At 55.8% G+C, this 26,271-nt stretch carries 19 protein-coding genes; 7 read left to right on the top strand and 12 right to left on the bottom strand.

The window, feature by feature from the left end:
* Positions 1 to 5 precede the first annotated feature (5 nt).
* Entirely contained in the window at positions 6 to 3,989 is a 3,984-nt protein-coding gene (locus OSO_RS0116815; RefSeq protein ID WP_010584395.1) for an autotransporter outer membrane beta-barrel domain-containing protein, read from the bottom strand.
* 362 nt (positions 3,990 to 4,351) lie between these two features.
* Here OSO_RS0116815 and murG point away from each other — a divergent pair, with 362 nt between their 5' ends.
* Positions 4,352 to 5,533, top strand: coding sequence for an undecaprenyldiphospho-muramoylpentapeptide beta-N-acetylglucosaminyltransferase (gene murG, locus OSO_RS0116810; protein ID WP_010584394.1), 1,182 nt, complete (start codon positions 4,352 to 4,354; stop codon positions 5,531 to 5,533).
* A gap of 91 nt (positions 5,534 to 5,624) precedes the next feature.
* Here murG and OSO_RS0116805 read toward each other — a convergent pair whose 3' ends face one another.
* Together OSO_RS0116805 and OSO_RS0116800 are read right to left on the bottom strand one after the other, a co-directional pair.
* Entirely contained in the window at positions 5,625 to 6,458 is an 834-nt protein-coding gene (locus OSO_RS0116805; RefSeq protein ID WP_010584393.1) for an amidohydrolase family protein, read from the bottom strand.
* A gap of 136 nt (positions 6,459 to 6,594) precedes the next feature.
* The gene (locus OSO_RS0116800; RefSeq protein WP_010584392.1) at positions 6,595 to 7,200 is read right to left on the bottom strand and encodes a hypothetical protein; all 606 of its coding nucleotides are present in this window, start codon (positions 7,198 to 7,200) and stop codon (positions 6,595 to 6,597) included.
* A 156-nt stretch (positions 7,201 to 7,356) separates the two neighbouring features.
* On the opposite strand from OSO_RS0116800, the gene eutB reads away from it, so the two are divergent.
* Complete coding sequence (gene eutB / locus OSO_RS0116795; protein WP_010584391.1) at positions 7,357 to 9,639, top strand: ethanolamine ammonia-lyase subunit EutB; 2,283 nt, start codon at positions 7,357 to 7,359, stop codon at positions 9,637 to 9,639.
* 52 nt (positions 9,640 to 9,691) lie between these two features.
* Here eutB and OSO_RS43860 read toward each other — a convergent pair whose 3' ends face one another.
* From OSO_RS43860 to OSO_RS0116760, 6 genes are all read right to left on the bottom strand, one after another.
* Positions 9,692 to 11,002, bottom strand: a complete 1,311-nt coding sequence (locus OSO_RS43860; RefSeq protein ID WP_010584390.1) for a prepilin peptidase — start codon at positions 11,000 to 11,002, stop codon at positions 9,692 to 9,694.
* On the bottom strand, positions 10,999 to 11,538 hold the full coding sequence (locus OSO_RS0116785) for a shikimate kinase (protein ID WP_010584389.1): 540 nt from the start codon (positions 11,536 to 11,538) through the stop codon (positions 10,999 to 11,001). Before OSO_RS0116785 ends, OSO_RS43860 begins: the two co-directional genes overlap by 4 nt.
* A 345-nt stretch (positions 11,539 to 11,883) precedes the next feature.
* A complete protein-coding gene (locus tag OSO_RS0116780; protein WP_010584387.1) occupies positions 11,884 to 12,750 on the bottom strand; it encodes an alpha/beta hydrolase in 867 nt (288 codons plus the stop codon).
* Positions 12,747 to 13,364, bottom strand: a complete 618-nt coding sequence (locus OSO_RS48125) for a peptidoglycan recognition protein family protein (protein WP_237729294.1) — start codon at positions 13,362 to 13,364, stop codon at positions 12,747 to 12,749. The genes OSO_RS0116780 and OSO_RS48125 overlap by 4 nt, the downstream gene beginning before the upstream one ends.
* Positions 13,365 to 14,006: 642 nt before the next feature.
* Positions 14,007 to 15,458 carry a DUF1501 domain-containing protein gene (locus tag OSO_RS0116765; RefSeq protein WP_010584385.1) on the bottom strand — a complete coding sequence of 484 codons (1,452 nt, stop codon included), beginning with the start codon at positions 15,456 to 15,458 and terminating at the stop codon, positions 14,007 to 14,009.
* A gap of 138 nt (positions 15,459 to 15,596) precedes the next feature.
* Entirely contained in the window at positions 15,597 to 16,784 is a 1,188-nt protein-coding gene (locus OSO_RS0116760) for a hypothetical protein (RefSeq protein ID WP_157605222.1), read from the bottom strand.
* Between the two features lie 402 nt (positions 16,785 to 17,186).
* On the opposite strand from OSO_RS0116760, the gene OSO_RS0116755 reads away from it, so the two are divergent.
* Positions 17,187 to 19,286, top strand: a complete 2,100-nt coding sequence (locus tag OSO_RS0116755; protein ID WP_010584383.1) for an Hsp70 family protein — start codon at positions 17,187 to 17,189, stop codon at positions 19,284 to 19,286.
* 116 nt (positions 19,287 to 19,402) lie between these two features.
* Here OSO_RS0116755 and OSO_RS0116750 read toward each other — a convergent pair whose 3' ends face one another.
* Positions 19,403 to 19,693, bottom strand: coding sequence for a ferredoxin family protein (locus OSO_RS0116750; RefSeq protein ID WP_010584382.1), 291 nt, complete (start codon positions 19,691 to 19,693; stop codon positions 19,403 to 19,405).
* A gap of 379 nt (positions 19,694 to 20,072) precedes the next feature.
* Here OSO_RS0116750 and OSO_RS0116745 point away from each other — a divergent pair, with 379 nt between their 5' ends.
* Positions 20,073 to 20,657 carry an RNA polymerase sigma factor gene (locus OSO_RS0116745; protein ID WP_029247112.1) on the top strand — a complete coding sequence of 195 codons (585 nt, stop codon included), beginning with the start codon at positions 20,073 to 20,075 and terminating at the stop codon, positions 20,655 to 20,657.
* Between the two features lie 37 nt (positions 20,658 to 20,694).
* On the opposite strand, the gene pepT is transcribed toward OSO_RS0116745, so the two are convergent.
* On the bottom strand, positions 20,695 to 21,933 hold the full coding sequence (gene pepT / locus OSO_RS0116740; RefSeq protein WP_010584380.1) for a peptidase T: 1,239 nt from the start codon (positions 21,931 to 21,933) through the stop codon (positions 20,695 to 20,697).
* Between the two features lie 490 nt (positions 21,934 to 22,423).
* Here pepT and OSO_RS0116730 point away from each other — a divergent pair, with 490 nt between their 5' ends.
* Entirely contained in the window at positions 22,424 to 23,575 is a 1,152-nt protein-coding gene (locus OSO_RS0116730; RefSeq protein ID WP_010584378.1) for a hypothetical protein, read from the top strand.
* A 132-nt stretch (positions 23,576 to 23,707) separates the two neighbouring features.
* On the opposite strand, the gene OSO_RS0116725 is transcribed toward OSO_RS0116730, so the two are convergent.
* Entirely contained in the window at positions 23,708 to 24,352 is a 645-nt protein-coding gene (locus tag OSO_RS0116725; protein ID WP_010584377.1) for a hypothetical protein, read from the bottom strand.
* Between the two features lie 236 nt (positions 24,353 to 24,588).
* On the opposite strand from OSO_RS0116725, the gene OSO_RS0116715 reads away from it, so the two are divergent.
* Entirely contained in the window at positions 24,589 to 25,641 is a 1,053-nt protein-coding gene (locus tag OSO_RS0116715) for a S1 family peptidase (protein ID WP_040591708.1), read from the top strand.
* Positions 25,642 to 25,798: 157 nt separating this feature from the next.
* On the top strand, positions 25,799 to 26,266 hold the full coding sequence (locus OSO_RS0116710; protein ID WP_010584375.1) for a thiol-disulfide oxidoreductase DCC family protein: 468 nt from the start codon (positions 25,799 to 25,801) through the stop codon (positions 26,264 to 26,266).
* Positions 26,267 to 26,271 lie beyond the last annotated feature (5 nt).

Genomic DNA, 26,271 nt, shown 5'->3' with positions numbered 1-26,271 from the left:
TGCGTCTACCACGCGTACTGCACCCCGCCTGATCCGATCACCGCAAAATAATTTGATGCCACCTGCGCATCGACCAGGCCATAGACGCTTAAATTGTCGGTTAAGAACGCGGTTCCGCCCAGCGTGAACAGTCCGAAATCGCGACCCACTTTGGTTCCGGCCGTGGTGAACTGGACGGTCGGTGCACCGGCCAGCGATGACGTGACCAACTGAGTCCCATTGCCCCATTCGTGCTGATAACTGGCCGAGATCGATGGAATCACGAGTGTGTTGCCCCAGGTTGCCTCCTGATACGCCCTGACACCAAAATTGTTTCGGACGCTGCTGATGCTTTGGTGGTCGGTACTCAAGTTCAAGGTCCCGGCGCCTGATTCCGTCATGCCCCCTTGGTCGAGATACATGTACTGGAGGCCGATAAAAGGTTGAATGCGGATTTCGTCGGCCTCAAACGTCATGCCTGCTTCGGTGTAGTGCGACCAGCGGTTTCCGTTCATGCTTCCCGTCGCGGTTTGAGAAACGTTTCCGAAATTGATCGGGCGGGTCACGTCGTACTGATTGTTTCCGAAGGCATCAATGTTCGACAGGTACAGTGATTCGGCTCGGTGCAGTTCATACAGGCCGACCTGGAAGCCGTTGATGTTGGCGTTCGAACTGTCCTGGCGATCGTGGAGCGATGTGTACGAGTATCCTCCCAGCACACCGACCAGGGTCCTCTCGCCGAGCCAGCGTTCGATTCCGAACAAGGTCCCACCCAGGCGATAGTTGACGCCGCTTCCATTGCCATCGCCGTTGAGGCTACCGCCCAAGCCGAAACCTTGTCCCCAGGTGGTCCAGCCCGAGCCCTGTGCGGCCACTCGCCCGTCACCCGGAATGAGGGTGGGGTCACTCTCCATCTGTCGTGAGACTAGTCTTACGTTTGTCGGTCGCTGTGCGACATTCACCGGGGGAATACCGGGACCGGACAATCCCGCCAGACGGTTGCTAAGAAGCTGCATTTCCACGGTTGTCGTCTGACGTTCGATCGTGCCCAAGTTGGGGTAGATCCCGCCGGACAGTTGATTGAGGGCTCCTGTCAGCGCTCCGCCGTTCAGCAAGGTGAGTTGGGTGACAGCATTGGCATAGTCGCCCGTTGCAACGCCACTGCTTTGATCGATGGCCCTCGCGATCGCCAACTGATTGGCGGAAGTGGCCGACCCCGCCAGCGTGGAATTGACCACCAGGGTCAGGTCGTTCTGGCTGTAGACCTGTACGAACTCAATGTGTTGATTGAACGAAGAAAACGCGACCGTCGAATATTTGCCGCTAATTCCATCGCCCGCCGTCAAAATGTCATATTTTTTGCCAACGGTGTAAGTTCCTGAATCGACAACGACGTTGAGGCGGGCGCCATCTTGGATCTCGGCCGCGCCGGTGACCTTAATTTGATCATTCCCCTGGGCACTCAATGCGGTTGTGTAGGTACTGCCTGTCCCCTGAGTAAAGTGACCATCGATCTTCAAACTGTAGGCCGTTGGATCGGAAGTCGTCGGAAGTGGATAACTGATATAGATGGGGGCGAATGTGACTTGAGGTTCGTTCAAAATATTGGGAGCGATCGTCCCACCGGCATGCACGAAGGTACTTCCAACCGCGCCATAACCACGCAGCGTGCCGCCATTATTGACATCGAGTGAACCACTCGTCGTGCCGCCGATGTAAAGGGTCGCGCCATTGTTAATCGATGTGCCGCCAGTGTAGGTGTTGGTCCCAAAGAATCCGACCGTGCCCGATCCATTGATGTCGACATGACCGGTTCCAGTCATGTTTCCCAGATAAGCCCCGCTTGCCGATTGGCTGAAACGAACGGTTCCATTGTTCGTGATCGCACCTTGCAGGCTGTTCGTGGTGCCGATCAAGATGCTGCCGGTGTTGATCGTCGTCCCGCCGCTGTAGCCGTTTGTTCCCGAAAACGTTACCGGTCCTGTTCCGCTGATTTCGACCTTCCCGGCTCCATTCATTGCGCCAGCAAACGTGCCGCTTGTGGTCTGATCGAATCGAACCGTGCCGTCATTCAGAATAGGGCCCTGCAGGCTGTTGGTTGTTCCGATCAACGTCGTCAGGCTGCCGAGCGTCGTGCCGCCGAGATACGTGTTTGTTCCGGACAACGTGAACGTACCACCGCCACCAATCCCCACCCCACCCGTTCCCGACATATTGCCTGCATAAGTTCCATTTGTTCCTTGGCTGATTTCCACCAGGCCGTTGTTGACGATGTTTCCCTGAATGCTATTCGTGTTGCCATACAGGAGTGCGTTGGCATCCACGGTTGTTCCGCCGGTGTAGGTATTCGTCCCGAAGAACGAGTACGGACCGCCCGCCGTCAGGTGGACAGATCCGGTTCCCGACATGTTCCCAGAATAGGTATTGGTGAATGACGTCATGCCCGGAATCACGATGGCCGGCGTGACGACACCTCCGCCGCCACCAGGAATCAACGCGTTCATATTCTGGAAGGTCACCGACCCGTTATTGACGATGTTGCCTTGGACGGCGAGGCTGGTCCCTGTCAGCGATCCTCCCGCGTCGACCGTGGTTCCTCCCAAGTAGGAATTGTGACCCGTCATGGAAATTGCACCATTGATTTCGACGCTGCCGTTCCCGCTAATGTTGCTCGACAACGTACCGCTCGCAACCTGTGAAACTTTCAAGAGACCGTTGACGTCGATGTTCCCTTGAAGACTGCTCGTCGATCCAATCAGCGTCGTGCCGCTACCAATGGACGTGCCTCCGGTGTAACTGTTGACTCCTGTGAATGTGATGGTCCCTCCACCGGTCAGTGTCATTGACCCGGCGCCAGACATGTTTCCTCGGTAGGTCCCTACGGCATTCTGATCGATGGTCACGGAGCCATTGTTCACGAAATTGCCCTGAATACCGTCAGTATTCCCAATCACCGTCGTACCGCTGGTGAGCGTGGTTCCCCCGCTGTAGAAATTCGCTCCGATCAGGTTGACGGTTCCACCACCACCGATCACGACACTTCCCGTCCCGATCACATTGCCGGCAAGTGTGCCTGTGGTGGCCTGATCGATTTTCAACGTTCCGCCGTTTGTGATGACTCCCAACAGGCTGTCGGTCGATCCAATGAGTGTGCTGCCTTGGGAGATCGTTGTTCCGCCGTAATAGTTATTGGCGCCGGTGAATGTGACTGCTCCCGTTCCGGAGATCACGACGCTTCCAGCACCAGAGATCGCACCCGCGTATGTTCCAGCGGTCGACTGATTGAATGTGACAACACCATTGTCGACGATATTTCCTTGGATACTGTCCGTTGTCCCCACCAGGGTCGTATAGGCATCGACCGTTGTGCCGCCGGTGTAGCTGTTCGAGCCATTGAAGGTGATCGTTCCGGTTCCCGTGACAAGCACGCTACCGGTTCCTGACATGTCGCCCGTGTAGGTAAAGCTGTCGGACGTGTTGAACGCGACAGCACCATTGTTGATGACGTCTCCTTGTAGGCTACCCGTTTTATCGACCAGTGTGCCCCCATTGACCATGGTGGGTTGTCCGGTGTTGGTAATGCTTAGGTTTTGCAGTGTGACGGTTCCACTATCGATGATCAGCGGCTGGTAAGATCCTGCCCCATCGATCGTGTTCGTATTGCCCGTCAGCGTGATATTCGAATTGCTGGCGAAGTCGGGGGACTGCTGCCCCATGGTGAATCCGCTCGTCAAGTTGAGCGTGTAGGCCGTCGTCGGATTGCTGTTGATCGTTTGAATGGCGGCATTGAAGTCGACAGAGGTTCCCACATTGATGGACTGCCCCATGGCTGCTGCCGTGGACATCCACGAGAGAATCGCGAGACAGACTGTTCGGGCACAGGCTCGCGCCAGACGTCGCCCTCGAGCGTCTGCAAGGTGTCGCCCCGGCACGATGGCGGATGCGCGATCTGGCTTCAAGAGTGTATTGTGCAACAGGTTCACATGGCTTTTTGCGCGAATGTTGGCCATCTTTGACTCGATTTGAGGGCTGTGCACGACGGGGAGTTTGACGGCGCCGAAGACTGTGGGCCGTAGGTCTGCGGGTTCTACGTGAGATTGCGCAGGTGAATCAATGTGAATATCAATCGATTAAGGCTGATTGTCCTTTTGTGACTTAAGTCGTAAGTTGTTTTAAGTGATTTATATGCATCGCAATTCAATGAGCGATTAAGTCATTTTGGCTGACTCAGCCTGACGCAAAATTCAGGACCACTGCTTGTGATCGGCAAAAACCGCTCAAGAGCGGCTGGCATGTTGCAAAAACTTCGCTCAGACTGAAGGTCTCACGAATTTCGTTTTCAGATTGTGTTGCGAGCCATGATTCTCGTTCGATGAAAACCGTCTCGAGCTCAACCGACGAAAGCCGAGTTCACCAGTCGATGACGTCCGCAGCAACCTATATTTTCGCTGGTGGCGGTACGGGAGGCCATCTGTTCCCAGGCATCGCCGTCGCGCATCAATTGCTTGCGGATGATCCTGGGTCGCGCATTGTCTTTGTGGGGTCCACACGCGCCATTGAATCGATGATTGTCAGCGAACATCACTTTGAGCATCAGGTGCTTCCGGTCGAACCCTCGACCACACTGAAGCGGAACCCGTTTCGTTTCCTCTGGCAGAATGGACGAGCCTGCCGACAGGCCTCGCGTCTGCTATTGGAACTGCAACCGACGGCCGTCATCGGTCTGGGTGGGTTCGCGAGCGCTCCGCTGGTCTGGGCCGCGAGTCGACTTAAAATTCCTGTCGTCCTACTGGAACAAAATGTCATCCCGGGGCGTACGACACGTTGGCTTTGTCGGTTCGCCAATCGAGTTTGTATTTCGTTCGAACAATCCAGATTGCGATTGCGGGCAACCAGTGACGTGGTCATGACGGGAAACGCCGTTCGTGAACAGATCGCTGTGCTCTACGATCGGGCAGCGCCGCTTTCTGCAGACCTGACCAGCCGGACAATCCGACTATTGATTCTTGGCGGCAGTCAGGGGGCCGAATCGCTGAATGACGCAGTCGTATCTGCGATCCGTCAGTTGAAAGGCGATCGCATCCTCTGGAAAATCGCGCACCAATCGGGGCCACGACAGGCCGCTCAGATCGCCGAGGCCTATCGTGAGCTGGGGATCTCCGCCGTCGTCGAGCCATTCTTTCGTGATATGCCAGGTGAATACGCAAACGCTGATTGGATTATCTCACGAGCGGGGGCCACTACTTTGGCCGAACTTGCGTGTGCCGGACTTCCGATGATCCTGCTTCCCTATCCGCAGTCCGCCGACGACCACCAACGGGCGAACGCTCAGGTCTTCGTCGACCAGGGGGCGGCGATGATGGTCGAACATGTCGAGCCGAAAGAAGACACCGCAGCGAATCTGGCTCGAGCCATGGCCGCGTTGGCAGCCGATCCTGATCGACGCCGCAAGATGGGTTGGGCCGCGCGCGCGCTTGCGCGGCCCAAAGCCGCGCGGAACATCGCCGATGCCATTCTTCAGACGGTCAACGACACGCATCGGAGCAAGCGTTGACGGCCTATTGAAACACGCGGGATTGAATGTGACGAGAGTTCTGTCGGCGACGTGAAGCTCGATCCTCGCACAGGGCGAAGCTCAAATACAATTAGCGGAAAAAAACGCGTTCCGCGGTCTTCCTCAATAGAAACTCCAGGTCATTTGGTTTCAGGAAATCGAGAGACGACTGAATCAGATCGATCGACGCTTTATAGGTATGCCCGTTGACGACCTGGAACGGGCTGTCGGACGCCCACATTAAATGATCCGTCCCAAACTCGTGGCACAATCGACGGATGAGCGGCACCAGATCCTGGTAGGGGGACTTCTTGTGTCCTAGCGCATAGAATGCCGACACCTTGACTGAGAGTTGCTTGTGCCTTGCCATATTACACAGTGCCTGAATTTCCTGCGGGTTCAGACGGCCGCTGGCCCCAATCAGGCACATGTGGTCAATGACGACCGGCGTATTGGGAAACTCGTCACACATCTTATCGAGCGCGGGCAGTCCGTCGGGGCCCATCAAGCAGCACATTGCCAGATTCTCTTCGCTGCCACACTTCCACATGGCACGCATTCCGTCCGTAGACAACCATCGATCGATCGCTTGGTCTTTCGGATAAATACGGAATCCCCGCACACCCTTTTTCTTCAGGTCTCGCATCGTCGTGGCCACATTGGGCCGATCCGAATCAATGACCGCCACTCCGCGGTATCGTGCGGGTTGTTTGGCGATGGCATCCAGCATGTAGGAATTGTCGACACCGTAAAACGACATCTGGATCAGCACGACGCGATCGACTCCGACAGGAACGGCCTGCTCACTCAATTCCTCCGTGGTGAAACTGGGGGGATCCATGTTTTCAATTCGAAACCCGGCTGCCAGTGGATAGCGTTCGGTGTCGGGTGTCCAAACATGCACATGGGCATCAATGAAGTTCATGGTGGACCCTAATCCAGAGAAGGAGTCGTGACACGGTTCATTCAAGTCACGGAGGGCGTGACAACCTTTAAGTCCTTGCGATCGTCGTCGTGACGTTGCGGTGTCTGCGAAGCACTGGACCACCATCTCAACGATGTCAGGAGGCTCCATTTCCTGCGTGGGGGAGTGCGCCCTCGCCACGGTGCATGGAAGTGATTCTCGCGGGCCAATTCAAGAGCAGCACGGCGACGAAACCGAATGTCAGGCCGACCAGATTGATCTTTTTCGAGGCGTCGTGATAGCGGGCGAAGCTGGATGGTTTCGTTTGGCCCGGTGGCTCGACCAGTTGCAACAGTGGTTGATAGATCCAAAGATAGTCGACCACCATCAGCAGCAGAACCGCCGCCAACAGCAGCAGGGCCACTCGTCGGCGACCGGCTGGCAATTCCTTGTTTCCGGTGACCAATGTTCCCAGCCAGCCCAGGCCAATCAGGCTTGAACCGAACAGGTAGAACATGGGGAATCGCAGTGCGACGAGCATGTCTTTTGTCGTCGCGTCAAATCCCGGATTGGTGACTTCCAAGATGCTCACCACGACGAACAGCGATGCGGCGCCGATCCAAGCGGATGTCGAAAACCGCGCAACACAAAGCGCCAATTGACTTACAAAACCAGGAGAACTTTCGTTCGCGGAAACCTCCATCTGCCATCTCTCCAACTCGCGCCCGATTTCGCCGTCGCGCTGCGTTCCAGGTTGATTCATCGTTTCCAAAGATCGAATTTGGTTCGATCTGCATTCCGCCCTGCGAGCATACCCGATCTTTCTTCGGATTTCGCAGTTCTCCAAACCCGCGCTGGTCGAAGATCGTCGTTTTCAGGTATCATTTCGGAACTTCTCTACTGGGGATCCGACCAGATCATGTTCAACCGGCGTCAATTCCTCGCGGCTGTTTCAGTTCCACTCGCATTCGGGCGCGGGCTAGTTCCCACTCTCGCTTGGGCCGAACCGCCCAGCCAGGGGGTGGACATTGCCACCATTCGTTTCGAGGAAGACATTTTCTCGTATCTCCAGCGACAGTGCGGTAAGTTCGAGATTCGCGATTATCAGCAGATCCTGGGGGCCGCAAACGAGTTCAAAGAAGGCGATGCCTTGATCGGTGTGGCAGCCGCAAATGATGTCGGCCGCAGCCGGGCACGCGAGCTTTTGGCAAACACGGTTGTCTCGGATCTTATGGCTCATCCACCTTGGAAAGACCAACTTTCCCAATGGAACGACAGTTTCGCGTCGCGCGATGCACTCGGAATCTGGGCCCAGCGGACGGTTGGGGCGTTGAAGCAGTGCTTGCTGACATCCAGCGCCGCCGAACTGAAGTCGATCCTGCCAGGATTGACGAGCGACGTCATTGCGTGCCTCGTGCGGTTGATGAGCAACGACGAGCTGATCGCAATCGGCCGGACGATCTTCCATCCGCTGCACGGTTCGAATATTGGAAGTCAAGGATATCTGGGCGCGCGTGTGCAACCAAATTCGCCGACGGACAATGTCGACGATATCCGTTTTCAAGTCTTCGATGCCTTCGCGTACGCTGTCGGCGATGTCCTGCTCGGAACCAATCCTGTCTCGAGTGACCCCCGTTCCGTCGCGGCGGTGGAACTGGCCCTGCAGGACGTGCTCAAGACCTTTCAGATTGACCACGTGATTCCCCATTGCGTGCTCGCCCATATCGACGTGCAGGCGGAAGTCGAACGCGTACATCCAGGTTCAACGGAGTTCTGGTTTCAGAGTATCGCAGGCAACGACGATGCCAATGCGACGTTCGACATCAGTCTCGAGAAGATGGCCCAGTACGCCCGAAGTCGAACGGGGCGGTTTGGATTGTATTTAGAATCGGGGCAAGGGGCCGATTTCACGAATGGCCACGGGCATGGCTGCGACATGGTGTTGCTCGAATCTCGCAAGTATGGATTTGCACGCGGGATGGCTCACGAAATTGCGAAGGCCAAGAATATTCCCGTCAATCAGGCTTGGCTGCACATCAATGACGTTGCTGGATTCATCGGCCCCGAGGTGTTTCGCACGCGCGAACAACTCGTCCGTTGCTGTCTGGAAGATATCGTGATGGGCAAGCTGCACGGCCTAACCATCGGACTTGATGTCTGCTCGACTCTCCACATGGATATTTCTCTCGATGACTTGGACTGGTGCCTGGAACATATTGCTCCCGCGAACCCGGCATACTTGATGGCGCTTCCGACCAAGATTGATCCGATGCTGGGGTATCTGACAACCGGGTTTCAGGACCATGTTCGTCTTCGAGAAAAATTCGGATATCGTGTCGACGATCGCATGTGGTCCTTCTTCCAGCAGATTGGCGTCATCAGCGCGGACGGAAAACCGACAGAGCACTTTGGCGATCCGACCTGGGTCTACTTGCAGTACTGCCGCCGAAAAAACGACGTTCGTACCGACGCCGAAATTGTGGCCGAGTCCAATCGGATCATCGCCGAAATCCGGCAACGCGGCGTCTTTCTCGCACAAGGCTTTGGTGAGCGTCCGTCGGAATTGGCGCCAAAGATTCGAGCTGAAATTCAAACCGTTTACGAAGACGCGAAACGCTGTATTTGGAAAGAGTGGGACCCCACTTTCGTCAAACGCATCCCGAATGCCATCCCCCTTGCGACACGTTCGTCCAATCGCAACGACTACATCCTGCATCCAACCTCGGGTGAGCATCTTTCTGACGAATCATGTCGGTTGTTGGAGCAGTGGAAGGTCGCACAGACACAGCGGTGGGATACGGTCATCGTCGTTTCGGAAGGTCTGAATGCGCTGGCGATGATGGACGAAGGAAACCTGTTACCATTGCTCGACGAACTTCGCCCGTTGCTGACACAGTCAGGCTTGCGCGTTGCTCCTCAGATCTTCGTCGTGAATAGTGGACGCGTTCGTGCGGGTTACAGAATCGGCGAGATTCTGTTCGGCGGACTTCCTGATTCGCGGACGATCATTCATCTGATCGGCGAACGCCCTGGAAGCGGGCATCATACGCTGTCTGCCTATCTGACGGCCGCCAATGGGACCGCGTGGAAAGTGCCGGATCAGGTTGATCACAATATCACTCGCGTCGTTTCGGGAATTGCGGACACGGCGCTGGTTCCAACGAGGGCCGCGCGAGACATCCTGACCGCATTGGCGCGATAGCCGGCGTCAAAGATTCAACAGACTCTTGAGCAAGTCCACGCAGAATTCGTTGTCACCGAATTCCACGCCAACGATTTGAGTACGACGTCGCTTGTCCCGCGGAAGATCCAGGCCACCAGGTCTTGGGGGTCAGTGACTCTTGAGTCGTTCGCTCGTCCTTGTTGGCATAGAACGCCAACTGATCACCGGACGTCCATTCGCCCTCTTGATACGTGCCCTCGCCAAAATCGTCCTTGAACCCCAGCCATTGCTTGATACCACGAATGAGGACCAGCAATGGGAAAAAGATCATCCCCATCAGCGCAAAGATGATAAGCAGAAACGGTCCGCGCCCGAAGAAGACTTCCAAGCCAGAAAAATAGGATCGCCACAGGAACACGATCAGCAGGGCCCCCGCACTCAGGTAGGGGCCAAACGGGATTTCGCGGTTGAAACGCAACGAGAATGTGATGGCGACTGCCGCCAATGCGGTAAGAGGCGCCAGCATGAAAAAGACGATGAGTGACGGTTGCCAGCCGATAAAGCTGCCAATCATCGCCATCAGCGTCACATCACCCAGTCCCATCGCCTCACGGCCGAACGCCCAGTTCCCCATGATCCGGACCATCCAGACCGTTCCCGCGCCCACGATCATTCCCAAGAGGCTGTTGACGAATCCGTGCCAGTGCGGATGCGCATTGAACCAGACGATCTGTTCGGGAATGGTCAACATCCACTGCAATGCGTCGGGCAAGACGGTTTGCAGGCCGTTGAGTTCACGCTGTGCAAAAAACCAGGTCGGCCAGAGTGTCGGAGTTCCCAAAATGGTTCCCCCAATCAGGCCCAGAATCGTTCCCGGTACGGTCACGCCGTCCGGAATGATCATCAAGTCGAAGTCAATAAACGTCGCAACCAGAAGAGCTTCGGCCAGAATGAGGTAGTAGATGAACTCCGCATTCACGAGCCAGATCAGTTGTGGATAACCGATGCCCGGCTGTCCCAAGGCCCCGAGTGTGGAATAGAGCGAGCTCGTTTCGACCTTCGCATGAAAGCCCGCCGGTACGATGGCGACATAGAGCGCCACCCACAGCAAGCCGTTAAAGAACTCGATCAAAGCATATCGAATCGGGATCGAATGTCGGCAGAAGCGACAGCGACCGCGTAGCCACAGCCAGCCGAAGATCGGAATATTGTCGATGGCCAGAATTCGCTTCTTGCAAAACGGGCACGTTGATGGTGGATGATTCAATCCGCTCAACTGATCCCACAACCGATCGTGTTGTGGAATCCGGTAGATGCAAACGTTGAGAAAGCTTCCCACGACCGATCCAAACACGAACAGCCAGAACAGGACGATCGGCTGAGGGATATCACCAGGAATCACGCGTTCGTCTCCTGGCGATAGTTCGCAGGCAGTTGATTCAGAATCTGCTCGACGACCGAATCAATCGGCAGGCTGTCCGTCGGCACCGAGATTGTTGCACATTCTTGATAGAGTGGCTCGCGCTGAGCGACCAGAGTACGAATCTCGTCGATTCCGCCCCCCGTCGTCAGATTGGGTCGATTTGCAAAAGCTCCGCCGTCGACCAAGATCCGTTTGGAAATCGCTTCCACGCTTGCTTTCAGCCAGACCACGGGCCCTGCCCCTCGAAGATCGAGGCGGGTCGCGTCGTTCAAGATCGCTCCCCCGCCTGTTGCGAGTACGAGTCGATTCCGCTTTAGCAGCCGAACAAGGTTCTCGCGTTCGAGTCGTCGAAACTCGGGCTCACCATCCGTCGCGAAAATGTCGCGAATCGAACGGCCTGCAATCCGTTCGAGTTCGATGTCTGCATCGATCCAGTCGAACTTCAGTCGCTGCGCAAGGCGGGGCGCTATAGTTGTCTTCCCCGTGCCGCGATAACCGATCAAGGTGATGAGCATGAATCAGTGAAATGATGACGGAAGTCGGGTTCTTCGCATCCTTGGCGCGAAGACAGAGTTCTCACAACGAGTCCTGTCGTGAGATTAAAGACCATCAGCGGGGGCGATGGAAGTGGCCATGCGAAGAATTGAAGGGGGATTTCTCGAATCCACGATCCATGGCAAGCCAGATCCGTGGAATGCCGCCACTCGCTTGAGGCGACGCTCAACGCCCTAATCGATTTTTCGCAGGACTGGAGGTGCTGCGACTTGCCAGTACGCCCTTCGACGGAAGGCCCTGGCGGCGAAGCCGGCGCCAGGGGAGTCATGAAACTTGACTGAACTCTCGATTCACATGGTTGCCACTTAGGGCGTCATCGAGCAAACATCGTCCATGAACCACAGATTCAGGTCTTGCAGCATCTTCTTAGTCGGGCTTGTTCCGGCGTCTTGATAAACTCGAGTACCGATCTGCATGCCAGACGCATAGAGCATTTGGCCAACTGTCACGACATCGCGAACGCCACTCAGTCGATCGCAGACCGACGTCGCCAGCATCATTCGCTTGTTTTGCAGTTCGCCGTACTGAGATTCTGGAACCTGCAGGTCCGTGTACTTCCCGCACAGGCAGGCGGCACCACCGAACCATTCGGGCCGGTGAAGCATCAGCGACATCGCGGCCGACGCTCCGCTGCCATAGCCCGCCAGAAAGATTCGCTCGCTATGAATGTGGTACGTACGGCGCAAACCCCGAACCAGCGATTCCACGTCGTCCGATAGTGTCTCGAGTTGTCCGGCAGAGATTGACCAGCCGAATTTCGAGTCACAGTTCACGTTACCGCGAATTGCCAAACCGATGAAATTGCGTTCGCTGATCCCCGACATGATCGAATGGATTTCGGCTTCCGAGCTTCCCTCACCGTGAAACCAGACGACCAACGGGTAGGCGTAGCGTGCTTCGTAGTGTTCGGGCAGATGGACCTGGTGAGCTCGCTCGGTCGCCGCGCGTTCGATGAACGGGCTCGATTCGCCCGCATGCATGGTTTCAATCAATTCGATGATTTCGCCATGGGTCGGTAGAGTGTCTTCATCGAAAGTCGCTTCGATCACGTTCTCGTCGACCGAATCGACCGAGCCCGCCAGATCCTGAAAGCGCATCACCCAGGGCGCCGACTCAAGTCGCTCAAAATCGCCTGATCGCGAACCGAAATCGAAAAAGGAGCGTTCGGTCATTTCCGTGATTCTCCAGACAGGTTGATCAATCTAATGGCGTCGCGGTGTGTGGTTCCATTTGTGGCATGTTCATCCCTGAATGCGATGGTGTCTCGCACTTCGCTCAGAGGAAACAACTTGCCCGGACATTCCGTGGCTTTGACGTCGCCGTGTCCCATGACCTTGCCACTCGCGATGCCGAATTCTCGTTTTAGAACCCCGACCAATTGTTTCACGGCATTCATTTGTGCCGTGCTGGGCGCGGTGTTCTCAAAATTTCCAATCAGGACGATCCCAATCCCGTGCTGGTTGTAGTCTGCGATGCCGGCATGAGCCCCTTGAAGTTGCTGCCGCCAGCGGAACGTTGGTTCGATTGAACCGTCGTCCATTCCATCTCCGTTTCCGATCACGAAGTGGTAACCAATTCCTAACCAATGCACGCCATTCTTGTCCTTTCGCTTCAAATGCTCTTCGTGAATACTTTCCACATTTCCACGTTCAGATGCCGTGTGATGCAGAACGATATAATTCCATTCACGCAGATCCGCTTCGGGTTTCCAGGGATTGGTCGATCGAATCGGATCAATCGGGTAAGAACTGGGGGGATTGACCGGCTCGGTTGGGCCGGGAATCATCGGTTGTGGTTCGGGGTTCGATTTTATGGGTGGCGTGATTGACGTCATGGGCGGAACAACTGTGGATTGATAACATCCAGAACAGCCGATCCCACAAACGATCAAATGCACCAACAGAACGACATGCCAGGCTAGACCTTCTACGTGTCGGGAGTTTCGATAACGCGATTCCTGCGTCCTGCGAAGCATCATGCCCAGTCCATTGGGTCTTGGTTGGCTTGTCCTGACCGGGGGTCAAGACGGCCAGGACTGTAATTTTGCTCTAAATTTGTGTCAACGTAGATCGTTTTGGGGATGGGGTTTCAGGCGGCGGAAGGCCACGCGAAGCTGTTAAACTTGCGCGAGATTGACGGCTTTAGGCCCTGTTTTTGCGCCCCGAAAGTCTACGCAGTCTTCGTGAACTTCGCAGTTATTGCCGTGAACGCGAATTTCAGTCGTTTTCACAACAACCTCAAGTTTCGGTTCAGAATTGGCGGAGTTTGCCGAGAGAGGGCCGTGCAGCTCGTGTGGAATGTGGATTCAAAAACGGCGCATTGCGGCAGAAACGTTTGCCCGATTGAGTATCGAAGCGACTTGAGAGTGGAAGATCGATCGGAGGAATTTGCTAGATCTGGCCGCAGCTGTGCGATCAGGTTCGTCGGATTAGAACAGACCAGCGATCGGAGCACCTTCGAAGATGTGGTGCGGGCGCTGGGTGTCGTCGTGCCACGCGGCCGTCTCGGGAAGTCCCAACGCCGAGTAGATTGTGGCGGCGAGGTTCTCGGGGCGTTGCGCATCGGTGGCCGGATAGCCACCGGTCTTGTCTGTCGAACCGACGACTCGCCCCCCCTGAGTACCGCCGCCGGCGAAGAAAACTGACTGCACCGGGCCCCAGTGGTCACGTCCCGGCAGCTTATAGTGCTGGGGCAGATGAGAGACCTTTGGCGTCCGACCAAACTCGCCCGCCATCACGATCAGCGTGTCATCGAGCATTCCGCGGCTGACCAGATCGTCGAGAAGTGCGGACAGGGCCTGATCCGTCGGAGGAAGCAACTGGTTCTTCAGGTGTGGGAACATCTCTCCGTGAGTGTCCCAGGTCTCGTTATTGCCGAGATTTACCTGGACCAGATTCACACCGGCCTCAACGAGGTTCAGAGCCATCAGCAGCGACCAGCCAAACGAGTTTCGTCCGTATCGGTCGAGCGTTTCTGCGGGCTCACCCGTGACATCCAGGCATCGCTTGATTTTGGGATCGGTCAGCAGCGAGATGGCACGTTGCCGTGATCGGTCGAACGGTTCAGTGATCGCGGCGCGATCCAGGTCGATTCGCTGCTGTTCGATCGAATTCAACAGTGACAGGCGCCGGTCGAATCGATCGACCGAAAAACCTTGGGGCAATGATAGATCGGGAATTTGGAACTTACGATTCGGGTCAACCGTAATCGGTTTGTCCTGATGGTCGAACGCATACTGCGGATACGCGCCATATACGTTTGGATCAAAGGATGAGGCCTCGATGAACCAGGGATCGCGATGCGAGCCCATCAGTCCGCCAAATTGGCCCGGGATCACTCGTCGGCTGCGGTGAATCAGCTTTTCCGGGATGACCGCGGCGGGGGGGAGATTATTTCGCGGTTTGGTGACAGCCCGGGCGACAGACGCGATCGACGGCCAGTCAGAGGGCATGGGCTTCGTCGCGTCGAACCCCGGCGGCATGATCGACTTGCCGCTGAGCATCACCAGATGGCCAAAGGAATGGTCGTTCGTTGAGTGTGTCAACGAACGGCAGAGTGACCACAGGTGGCTACGCTGTGCAAGCAGCGGCAGATGTTCGCAAATGTTCAAACCGGGGGTGCTGGTTGCAATCGGCTGAAAGTCGCCGCGGATGTCGGCCGGCGCATCGGGCTTCATGTCGAAGCTCTCGTGCTGTGCCAGACCGCCCGAAAGGAAGATGTAAATCACCGACTTCGCGGTCGATTTTCCTTTGAACGTCGCCATGTCGGCGGCCTGCAGCGCGCTGACGTGGTTCATTCCCAGCCCCAACAACCCGATCCCTCCCGCCTGCAAGGCGGTGCGTCGAGCAAAGGTCGGATGGAGGAAAGGCGAACCCGACATGACTTGTCGCTCCCGTACTGAACCGGCCGCACCTGTCGCAAGCAGATCAAACTGCCGAACGGATCAAAATTCACTTGTTAGTCATATCGGAATGCGCGATCTGTCGCAACAGTTTTGATCCGATTGAATCGATGGGGTTTACTTTTGCGGCTCGTTCTTCGGAGGACGGGAAGATTGTGGTTTGAGTTTGACGGTTCTGCGGTCTAGCTCAAAATCGACTCGGGCCGGTTCGAAGACCTTTCGAAAAAAGAGTTCGGCCGAGGCGTTCACGACGTTGACGTCGACCAACTGCTGTAGATCGATTCCGGCTGCTGCAAAGGCATCAGGATCGTATTCAAACCGAATGTCCGATTCTTCCAGCTTTTGCATCACCACGGCGAGAGGCACCGGTTGCGGGACGCTGAATGTGAACAATCGCTGTTTGACATCTTTGAGCGGTTCCTTCTTCACCCGGCGCGCTTGCTGAGGATTTCCAACCAACCATTTGGAAATCGCCTCGTGCTCTTCGACAGTGCCTGTTACGACGAGTTCTGAGTTTGCCGGACTGATCGTGGCGTTTGGAAACTGCTGTCGCAATTGTTCCATTGCGTCGAGTGGCGACTGGTGCGGCCGGATTTTTCGTTGAATTGAGACAACGTCCGGGACGGGGATTAGTTCGATAGAGTTTGCCTTGTCGAGCCAGCGAAACGTCAGGTCGAATTGAATCAGGACCAGTGACAACGCCTCGATGAGGGTGGCATTGGGTAGGATCCCGGCGGCCCACAAGTCGTGCGGGATCAAATCGGGATTCCGGATCTTCAAATCCGCATGTTTCGTGAGGGACGTCAGGATCTCACGCGGCGTGTCGAGATTGCTCCAGGTGATGTCACTTCGTCGCTTTAGCTCTTTGCGGCGACGTTCAGCAACTGCCGGATTGGTCGACTGCAGTTCGCTCATCCGCAATTCGATCAAAGTTCGGAGTTTTCGGGTAGCTGGTTCAGGTCCGAGGAAAACGGCGTTCTCAAGAAGTGTTACCTTCGCACGGGCGGATGCGGCGATCTGGCGGAGTGCGTCATCCAAGGAAACGTCGTTGACCTCGAACTGATGCTCTGCAGACGGATCAAGTCGTCGGTCGAGCAGGATCGCGATTTGTCGGGTTTCCGAGATCTGCGATGTAATCAATCGCAGGTCGGCCTGGTCGAGCTTTGCCCCAAACGGTTTGGCCAGCTCCTGGCGAAACTGATCGGCAGTCACCCAGCGAGTTTGCGCACGGAGATTTGGCTCGGCCGAGGTTGCCAGACCATGACAGGCGAGAGTGATCGACAGCATTGTTGCAACGATTCGCACTGGGGGCCCATCCTCCAAGGGTTGCAGTTCAATCGCGAGAAGTGCCTTGCCCACGATGAGATGTTTTATTGCGCACACTGTCGAACACAAAGCGGCGGGGCAACGATCCAGTTGGTCTCAGGGTGGCAAAGAGCGGTCGGGCAACTTCAACCGCTGCAAAAAGGATGGTATCCGATTGTCGCGCAGGTACAATGTTTTTGCGTCAATTGATGGAGTGTCCGAGAGAATTGCGCGGCTGTCGGTCACCTGAAATCTTCTAAATCTGTTTAAATCCCCCTCGTTCCTACGTATTGTCAATCAGAACGAATCGTGTTCGCGAACGTCGGCATTGCGTTCCGCCAATTCTACACGAGTTGGGGACGCAAGATTGGCATCACATCACCTCCATGAGCCCGCACCACTATGCTTCCGACTCACGCCGTCGGCATCGACCTGGGAACGACCTACTCGTGTATTGCCTATCTGAATGAGCATGGCGAGCCGATTACCATTCCGAATAAAGACGGTGAGCTGTCGACGCCCTCGGTCGTCTTGTTCGAGGGGGGCGAGGTCATTGTCGGAACGGAAGCGATGCGAAACTCGATTCGCTCGCCGGATCGCGTGGTCGTGCATGCCAAGCGATATATGGGGAATCTGGGGCATCGCTGGAAGATTGCGGGGAAAAGCTATTCACCCGTAGAAATCAGTACATTCATCCTTAAATCGCTTCTCGACAGCGCTCGTGAGCGAATTGGCGTTGTGGAACGGGCGGTGATTACCGTTCCTGCCCAGTTTAGCGACAGCCAGAGGCAAGCCACCGCCGAAGCTGGCAAACGCGCTGGGTTGAAGCAGGTCGATATCATCAATGAACCTGTGGCGGCGGCGCTTTGTTTTGTATTGGGAACCGAGGGGATCTGGTTCTCGGAACTGGCCACTGCCCAGACGGTCATGGTTGTCGATCTTGGGGGCGGGACGTTCGATCTGTCTCTGGTGAAGTACCAGAAGAACGAAGTCAGTGTGATCGCGACAGGCGGTGATTTGCATCTGGGGGGGCTTGATTGGAACAACGCTCTGGAAACCGCCATTGGGAAGCAATTTCAGAAAGAATTTGACGTTGATCCAACGCGGGATCGCGAAAGTTCTCAGGCCCTGGCACTTGAGGCGGAGCAAACCAAGCGGAGTTTGTCCGTGAGGCCGCGTGCGGCCATGACGGTCGCCTCGGGTGGGCACCGCAAGACGTATCAGATCGAGCTGGAACAGTTCGAGCGACTGACCAAGCCCCTGGTCGACCGCGTGGAAAAACTTACAGTGGGGCTGCTGGCCGAACGCAAGATGGGCTGGGCAAAGGTCGACGTTGTGTTGACCACGGGTGGCTCGTCACGGATGCCGATGATTCGCTCGATGCTCAAGCGGTTGAGCGGACGGACGTTGAATACGTCGCTGTCTCCCGATCAGTCGATCGCCCATGGTGCGACTTACTATGCCGGGATGCTCCTGACGAATAACGCATTCGCGAAATCGATTCTGAGTTCCGATGCGTCGTCGCGGTTGTCGCAGTTCAAGCAGAAAAGCGTGAACGCGCGTGCGTTGGGGGTTCTGGTTCGCGATACAGAATTGCAGCAGCGTGTGCCGCACTACCTGTTGCCCGCGAATACCCCGCTGCCCGCATCGGTTTCGCACATTTACGGAACGGTGAGCGACGATCAGCGCCGCGTGGGGCTCAGAATTGTTGAAAGCGGTACCGCGGCGGACTCCAGCTTTGTCGAATTGGGGCTGTGTCAGATCGAGCCGCTTCCCGAGAATCTGCCCGCGGAAACGGAAATCGAAGTCACAATCACCTATGACGAGCAGGCACGTGTGCATGTTTCGGCGAAAGTGCTGGCGACGGGGCAAGAAGCTCGAACCGAGATCATTCGGACGGAAAATCTGATCGTGAGCGCGATCCAGGACGCCGAAGAGTCGAGGGCGGTCGAAGTCCCCGTTGCAGACGCAATGGACGAAATCAGTCACTCGCGAGCCCAGATGCCCGTCGTGGCGAGCGAGGTCTCGTCGCGTCCCGTCGAACCGAATCTTCAGGCCAAGCCGATCTTGAAGCCGACGCTCGCCGCCAAACGCGGTGATACGCCTGGGCGAAAGCTCGCATCGCCCATTCTGCTTTGTGATGACTGTGGCAAGATTCTTGATGCCGCTGGGCAGTGTCCTGCCTGTTTGTCCAAGTCCGCTCCAGCCGTTCCGCCGAAACCGACGGGAAAATCTCCGGAATCGATCTCGGCAAAGCCCAAAATCAGCCCACGGCCGATCGATAAGCCCAACCCGTTGAAGTTACCGGCGGTTCCCAAGCCCAAAGCCCATGCCGCAGCAGGGCATGACATGTTGGACGAAGATCCATCGGAGAAGAGTCGGCTGATGGAAATGATGTTGTCGGACGATTCGATGCCAGAGATTCCGATCAAACCCACAGGGAAATCTTCGAAATCGCGAGAACTCGACGACAGCGAATTCTGGCGGAATCTGGGCCAGTGACTCGTGGCACGATGAAGATAATCTGTCATGACAGATTCGCGAGCAGGCTCGTTGGCCTGCTCGCGGCGAGTTCTTCAATGCGTCAATTCAGACCGGAAATGCGACGGAGCGGACGATTAGTGCTTTTCAATGGGCGGGCCCATTGGGTCTTTTCGTTCCGTGATGACCGGACAGTTGGGCGACATCTCAGCATTCAGCGCCGTGTAATCGGCCCATTCTGCCGGAAGATTATCTTGGTGGAAAATCGCGGCAGGAGGACATTCTGGGACGCATGCTTCGCAATCGATGCATTCTTCCGGATGAATAAAAAGCATCGCTTCGCCTTCGTAGAAACATTCTACGGGGCAAACGGTCACACAATCGGTGTACTTGCAGTTGAAACAGGGTTCTGCCACCACGTGTGTCATCGAGAGCTCACTTTCCCTGAAAATTTGATGCGGTGTAAGGTCGGACGACGAATTCCCGGTCGGGGGTCCAGAGCGTCGAAATGGATTATCGGATCGCAGGAACCACCATCTGAAACTCATCTTAGGGCGGCTAAAATTCACCGTCAAGAATCGCATTTGGCGAATTCTCTCACTCAGGAATACGGCACCTGATATCGAGAGATCCTGGTTGCCAATGCCCTTTCATCGCCGTGGAGTGCAGAGAATTCGCTTGCAGCACCCCTGTTCTTCGCAGTAGATTGAGCTACGATCTTCCTAGGGCCGTTCTGTTCAATTATTGACCGTCCTCACGATCCGATTTCCCGCGACCTTGGATTCGGTCGACACGATTGGGTGCAACGTGGCGCTGACTGAACTAGACCGTAGCCTGCTCGAACGCTGTCTGAAACGCGACGGTAGCGCCTGGCGTGATTTCGTCGATCGGTTCGCGGGTTTATTTGTCCATGTGATCCAGCACACAGCACAAGCACGCAGCGTCAAATTGACGGCGGCAGACATTGACGATCTGTCAGCCGAGATTTTTCTGGCGATTCTGGCCGATCAATTTGCGGTCTTGAAACATTTTCGCGGCGAATGCTCGCTGGCGACGTATTTGACGGTGATTGCCCGCCGCGTTGTCGTGCGAGAGATCATCCACCGTCGCCTGTCCGAAGCATTGGGGCATGTGAAATCGCAAAACTCCAATTTGCCGATGACGAAAGGCGAGAATCAGGAAATCGTTCGGATCGAGAATCAGGAACTGATCCAACAGATGCTGGCCGGCTTGTCAGAGCAAGACGCCCGCATCGTGCGACAGTTTCATCTCGAGGGCAAAACCTACCGCGAAATTGGTGACGAGTTGGGTGTGCCTGAGAACTCGATTGGGCCGACGCTCACCCGGGCTCGCGAAAAACTGCGACAATCGTTGTCCGCGAGCATGGGTTGATCGTCACGTCCTCGCATGCCGACGGCGTGACGGTTGATCAAACACTCTGCTTTGCCCATTCCGCGGCGAGTTGTACAAGCACGGCGACTGCGGCCTGCATTTCTTCGACACTGGTCCATTCCAGCGGCGAATGCGGGTTGTGTTCCCCGGTTGACAGGTTCGGGGTTGGCAGCCCCTTTGCCGTCAACAACGATCCATCCGTGCCGCCGCGAATGATGGAAAGATTGGGTTCTCGGCCCAGGGCTTTGTGAGCATCCACGGCTTTTGAAACGGCTCGTGGTTCTTTCACCAGGCCTTCCCGCATGTTGCGATACTGCGAGCGAACTTCGACTGTGATCTGGGCCCGCGGATGTTCGGCGCGCAATGTTTCGGCAATCGATTCCAGAAGTTTGGCTTGATCGTTTAATCGCGTGGTTTCAAAGTCACGCAGAATGAGCCGAGCCGACGCTTCGGCGACTCCCCCTTCCACATGATAGGGATGGATAAAGCCCTCACGTCCGTCCGTTGTTTCAGGGGCGAGGGTGGCGGTCGGAAGCCGTGACAAGAAGGAGGCCAGAATGCGGATCGCGTTCACCATCGCGCCTTTGCCCACCGAGGGATGCGTATTAATCCCTTTCACGGTCACTTTGGCACCGTCGGCAGAGAATGTTTCGGCATCAATGTCGTTTTGTCCCGATCCGTCGAGGGTGTAGGCGACATGGGCCCCCAGTTGCGTCAGGTCCAGCTTGTCGGTACCACGGCCGATTTCTTCGTCGCAGGTAAAGCAAAGCCGTATCGGGCCGTGCTTCACATCCTTGCCGCGCTTCAGCAGTTCAGCTGCGGCCGTCATGATCACCGCCACGCCGGATTTGTCGTCCGCACCCAGCAACGTTGTTCCATCGGATGTTACTAGCGTGTGGCTGAGGCATTTCAGCAGATCAGGGTTTTCCGCAACCCTGATGACTTTCTCGGCATCACCAGGAAGAGCGACGTCGCCTCCCTGATAGTTGCGATGCACGAGGGGATTCACATTCGTTGAAGTGTATTCTGGCGACGTGTCAACATGGGCGACATACGCGATGGCCGGTACCTGATGGTCCACGGTTGAGGGAATCGTTGCCATCACGATTCCAAATTCGTCGCACGTCACGTCGGCAAGTCCCAAGGCACGGCATTCTTCGGCCAGTAATCGGCTCAGTGTGAGCTGTTTCAGAGTGCTGGGAGAGCTCGAACTGGTTTCGTCGGCTTGCGTGTCGATGCGAACATATCGAAGAAAACGATCAAGGAGCGAATCCATGCGATGACTTTCGAGTGAGTGGCGATTGATGATGCGCGAGATTCTGGCGCACCGTGATAGCAGAACTGGTCTCGATGTTTTTTGGAAGTCAATCAGGGTGTTAGCGCAACGCCCTGATTGATTTATTGGGATCGCTTTTGTGTGCCGTCAGTGCCCAATCACGATTGATCCTTAACAGGACTAAGGCGGTTGTTGAGAGACCATTTGGCACGGACCTCGACTGAAAAATGATTGCCGTCCAACTCCCAATCAAAGGTGTTCTTTATTCTCTCATTGACTGGCACTGGCAAAGCCATTGGCACACAAAAAACAGTGAAGGAATTGTTCACGGCGTTAAGTCAAGTGGGGGATGGGCATGTACCGCAGATGGTGCGATCCAACGACGACGTGATGCTTTCCGGCCCGAACATTGGTACTCGGTCTCACACGCTGATACTCTGACGGGACGCTTTATTGATGCGATTGCCCCAGCCAGATCCGAGGATGAGTCATGACGGATGCTCTGTTTGCCGAGCTTCAAAATCAACGCCAAGCGGGGGGAGGCTCCGCGGTATTCGATCGACTTGCGTCTGCACTTCGCGAGAAACACGACTATCACCGACTGTTCGACGCGCTCTGTCTCAAAAAGAAATACGAGTTGGGGGCCCCTCTGCACCGTCCGACATCGATGGATGACATCCCGGCGGAAAAGCGGGACGAATTCGAAGCGGCGTATGTGGCCGCTGCTCGCGAAGTGGGACAGTTGTTGTTGGCCGAGAAGCAACTCAGTCAGTCTTTCGTATACCTGAATGCTGTTCGCGACACGCAATCGCTGCGTGACGCGATCGATGCCGTGCCGGTGCCGCGCGAGTCGACTCAAGAATCGGAAGAACTGATTGACCTGGCGTTCTACAAGCTGGTGCACCCGGTCAAGGGGATGCAGATCCTGCTCAAGACGCATGGAACCTGTAGCACGATCACCGCACTGGATCAGGCGTTCATGAGCCTCAGTTCCGAGCAGCGGTCAGCGTGCGCGGCAATCATGGTCCAGACGCTGCATGGCGATCTGCTGCAATCGGTCGATCGCGAAGTGAAGCAGCGGATTCCGTTTGCCGAGCCGGTCAAGACGTTACGCGAACTGACCGCTGGGCGTGAGTGGTTGTTTGCGGACAATAACTACCACATCGACGTTTCCCATCTGCATTCGATCGTCCGATTTGCACGATCGTTGTCACCCAATCAGCCCGAAGTGGCGTTGGCGCGGGACTTGGCCGTCTATGGTTCACAATTGTCATCGCAGTTTCGCTATCCGGCCGAACCGCCATTCAGTGATTTTTACGTCGCTCACATTCATTTTTTCAACTTCCTGTTGAACGACAACCGTGAGGGGGCCCTCGCCTATTTCCAAGAGCAGCTCGACAATGACTCTGATCCGCGTGATCAGGCGATGATTGCGTATGTCATGGTCGACCTGTTAGCACGTACCGAGCAATTGGAAGCGGCGTTACCTCTGGCGGAAAAGTACCTGGTCTCGGCCGATCAGGATTTTGGTGCCGCGTTTGCGGAGCTTTGTGAAAAGGCCGGTCGCTTTGACGTCTTGTTGCGAAGTGCCGAAGCACGGAACGACCTTGTGACCTACGCGGCGGCACTCGTTCGACAGTAATCTCGATTCGAAATGTGCGGCTGCTGAACTCGAAAACCCGCCTGTCGCGAGCACAGTTCGCGACAGGCGGGTTACATTCAAGGAAGTCTGATCGACAAGGCTTTGAAGCTCTGATCGGTTGCGGGATTCACCTCAACGAATTTTGTTCGCGAGGACCGGTCGCGAACGGCCCGCGGCGGCTTCGAGTTCTTGGGCCTGACCCCAGAAATAAAGGATCAGTCCAACGAAGGCTCCGACCACAGTTGCTGAAATCACCGCTGCGGCACTTTGCGTGAATGTTGAGTTTTCCGCCGCGGCCTGCGTCGTGAGGACCAGGCCGACGATACTGATGGCCAGTCCGACGGCGTCCGAGGCGATTTCCTTAAGACTGAACCCCATTCGCATCAGTACGACCAGTTTTCCCAAGACAAGCTGTAATGCGAAGCTGAAGACTCCCGCGGACATCAGTGCAAAGGCCAGCCAGTGGAACGCAGGGAAGGATAAGGCTTCGGCAACCGTGTAGATTGGTTGCAAAATCCCCGCTGCGGCTTTTTTGGCGGTTGGATCTTCGTCCACTTTCTTCGCAATTTCTTTGACCTGTTCTTCTGTCTTCTTGACCAGTTCTTCGGTCGTGTCTTTGATCTTATCGGTGGTTGATGGCTCGGATGTCGTGCCGGGGGCTACTTCTTCTTTGACGGGCGGTTCTGTCGCCGAATCCTGCTGGGCTTGTGCAAGCCCGCCAAAGCTGAAGATGAGCACGAGAGCGAGAGCGAATCGTTTTGCGGTCGTGGACAACATGGCGCTTCCTGTTTCGTTACGATGGTGCAAGTCACGATTTCAGGATAACTACCCCGTGAAGATTTAGATACATTTCTCTCGTGGTCGACAGGAATCGCTAAATACGCCCCGACGGAACGTCAACGCGGCCGACTTTGGCCACGCCGCAAGGTGGAATCCCAACGCTTCCAGTCAACCACGAGCGACAGCGGGGGCTGCCGAACAAATCGCCGATCATGGATGTTCGAGGGTCAATCATGAAGTACTTGGCAATGGCCTTGGTCTGCATCGTTCTCGGAATCGTCGTTTCGATCAATTTGAGAATGGATCGCGATTTCCGGATGGTGAGTGCTCAGGAAGCACGCGAACAAAATCCTCAACCTGGTCCGTTAAGGATGGTGGATTCGCGAGCCGGAATGCTTGGGCAGAGTGAAGGCCGATCGTATCCGGCTTACCTGATCGATGAGATCGTATTGCGACTGACGACGTCCGCCGAAGAAATGATTCAGCAAAAGCGAACCAAAAATTCGGAAGAGTTGCGAAAGAATCTGGATCGGACGGGGCACACGGTCAAATTGGCCCCTGCGTCGTCAACAGAGTTACCCACGGACGAGCTTTATCGCCAGGCCTCTCAGTGTGTTTACCTGGTTGCCGGTTTGACCCGTCCGAAGGACGAGATGTCCGACTGGAAGACCGCATTCTCGACGGCATTCGCGCTGCACTCAGATGGGATTCTCTCCACGAGTGCTCACGTCTTCGATCACAACGATCATGATGATGTCGTGGTCGTGATGGATATTCGTGGAAATGTCTATCCCGTGACGGAGATCCTGGCGATGAACAAGCTTGCCGATACGGCACTATTTCGGATCGAAGCCAAAGGGCTGAAGACATTGGCGCTTGGTAAAGATCTGGCGCCGGGGTCGCCGGTTCGCGTGATTGGCCATCCGGGCGACAGTTTCTTCTTTTTTTCCGCCGGACATCTGGCGAACTACGAACGCGATGACGAGGGCGCATTCTGGTTAAATATCACCGCCGATTTCGGTCAGGGATCAAGCGGAGGTCCTGTGATGGATGTCGCAGGCAATGTCGTTGGACAGGTGAGCCGAACGTACACCTTGTACGCCTCGGGCGATACCTCGAATCGTCCGCGTCGCATTCGATCGCAGAACCCACCGGATGCGAACGTGGCGGATGCCGCGCAAGTCGAAGCGACGGAGGTTGTGGTCGAAGTGAAAAAGAAATCTGATCCGCAAATGGTCTTCAAGGCGTGCACGCCGGTTTCCGCGATTCGTGCCCTGGTGAAATAATTCCACATTTCTGATGGTTCGTCGACGGCTTCCAAGTTGCAATACGTTTGGTGTTGTGGGGGCCAACGTCTGTCTGTCGCTAAAAAGCTAGGAATTGTGGGTATTCGTGCGGTACGATAACGGGCAGAGTCTGTTACTTGATAGAAACGAGACGACAATGAGTACCGTACCCGCCGCGATCACGACGACACCTGACGTGGCGCTGGCAGTCGACCAGCGGGAGGTGGATGCGATTCGTCGAATCCTCTTCTTTGATGGCGTTTGTGGGCTGTGCAATTGGTCTGTGGATTTTGTGCTCAGGCGGGACGTCAATTGCGACTTCCAGTTCGCGCCTCTGCAAGGCGATACGGCGAAAGCATTGTTAACGCCGGAAGACGTCAATGATCTCAACACGGTAGTTCTGCTCGTTGGTGACCGGACCTACCGAAAATCGGCCGCGGTCGTCCGAATTCTGTGGCAACTGGGGCCTGCCTGGCGCTGCCTGGGAGCGTTGCTTTGGCTGATCCCACTTCCCCTGCGAAACTTGGGGTATTCGATCATTGCCAGGAACCGTTATCACTTGTTCGGCAAGAAAGAATCGTGTCGCATACCGACTGCCGAAGAGCGTGTGCGATTTCTGCCTTGAATGTG

It is taken from the genome of Schlesneria paludicola DSM 18645 (assembly GCF_000255655.1).
GTDB lineage: Bacteria > Planctomycetota > Planctomycetia > Planctomycetales > Planctomycetaceae > Schlesneria > Schlesneria paludicola.
Note: the sequence above shows the minus strand (reverse complement) of the source record. Positions and strands in the feature narration are given on the sequence as shown.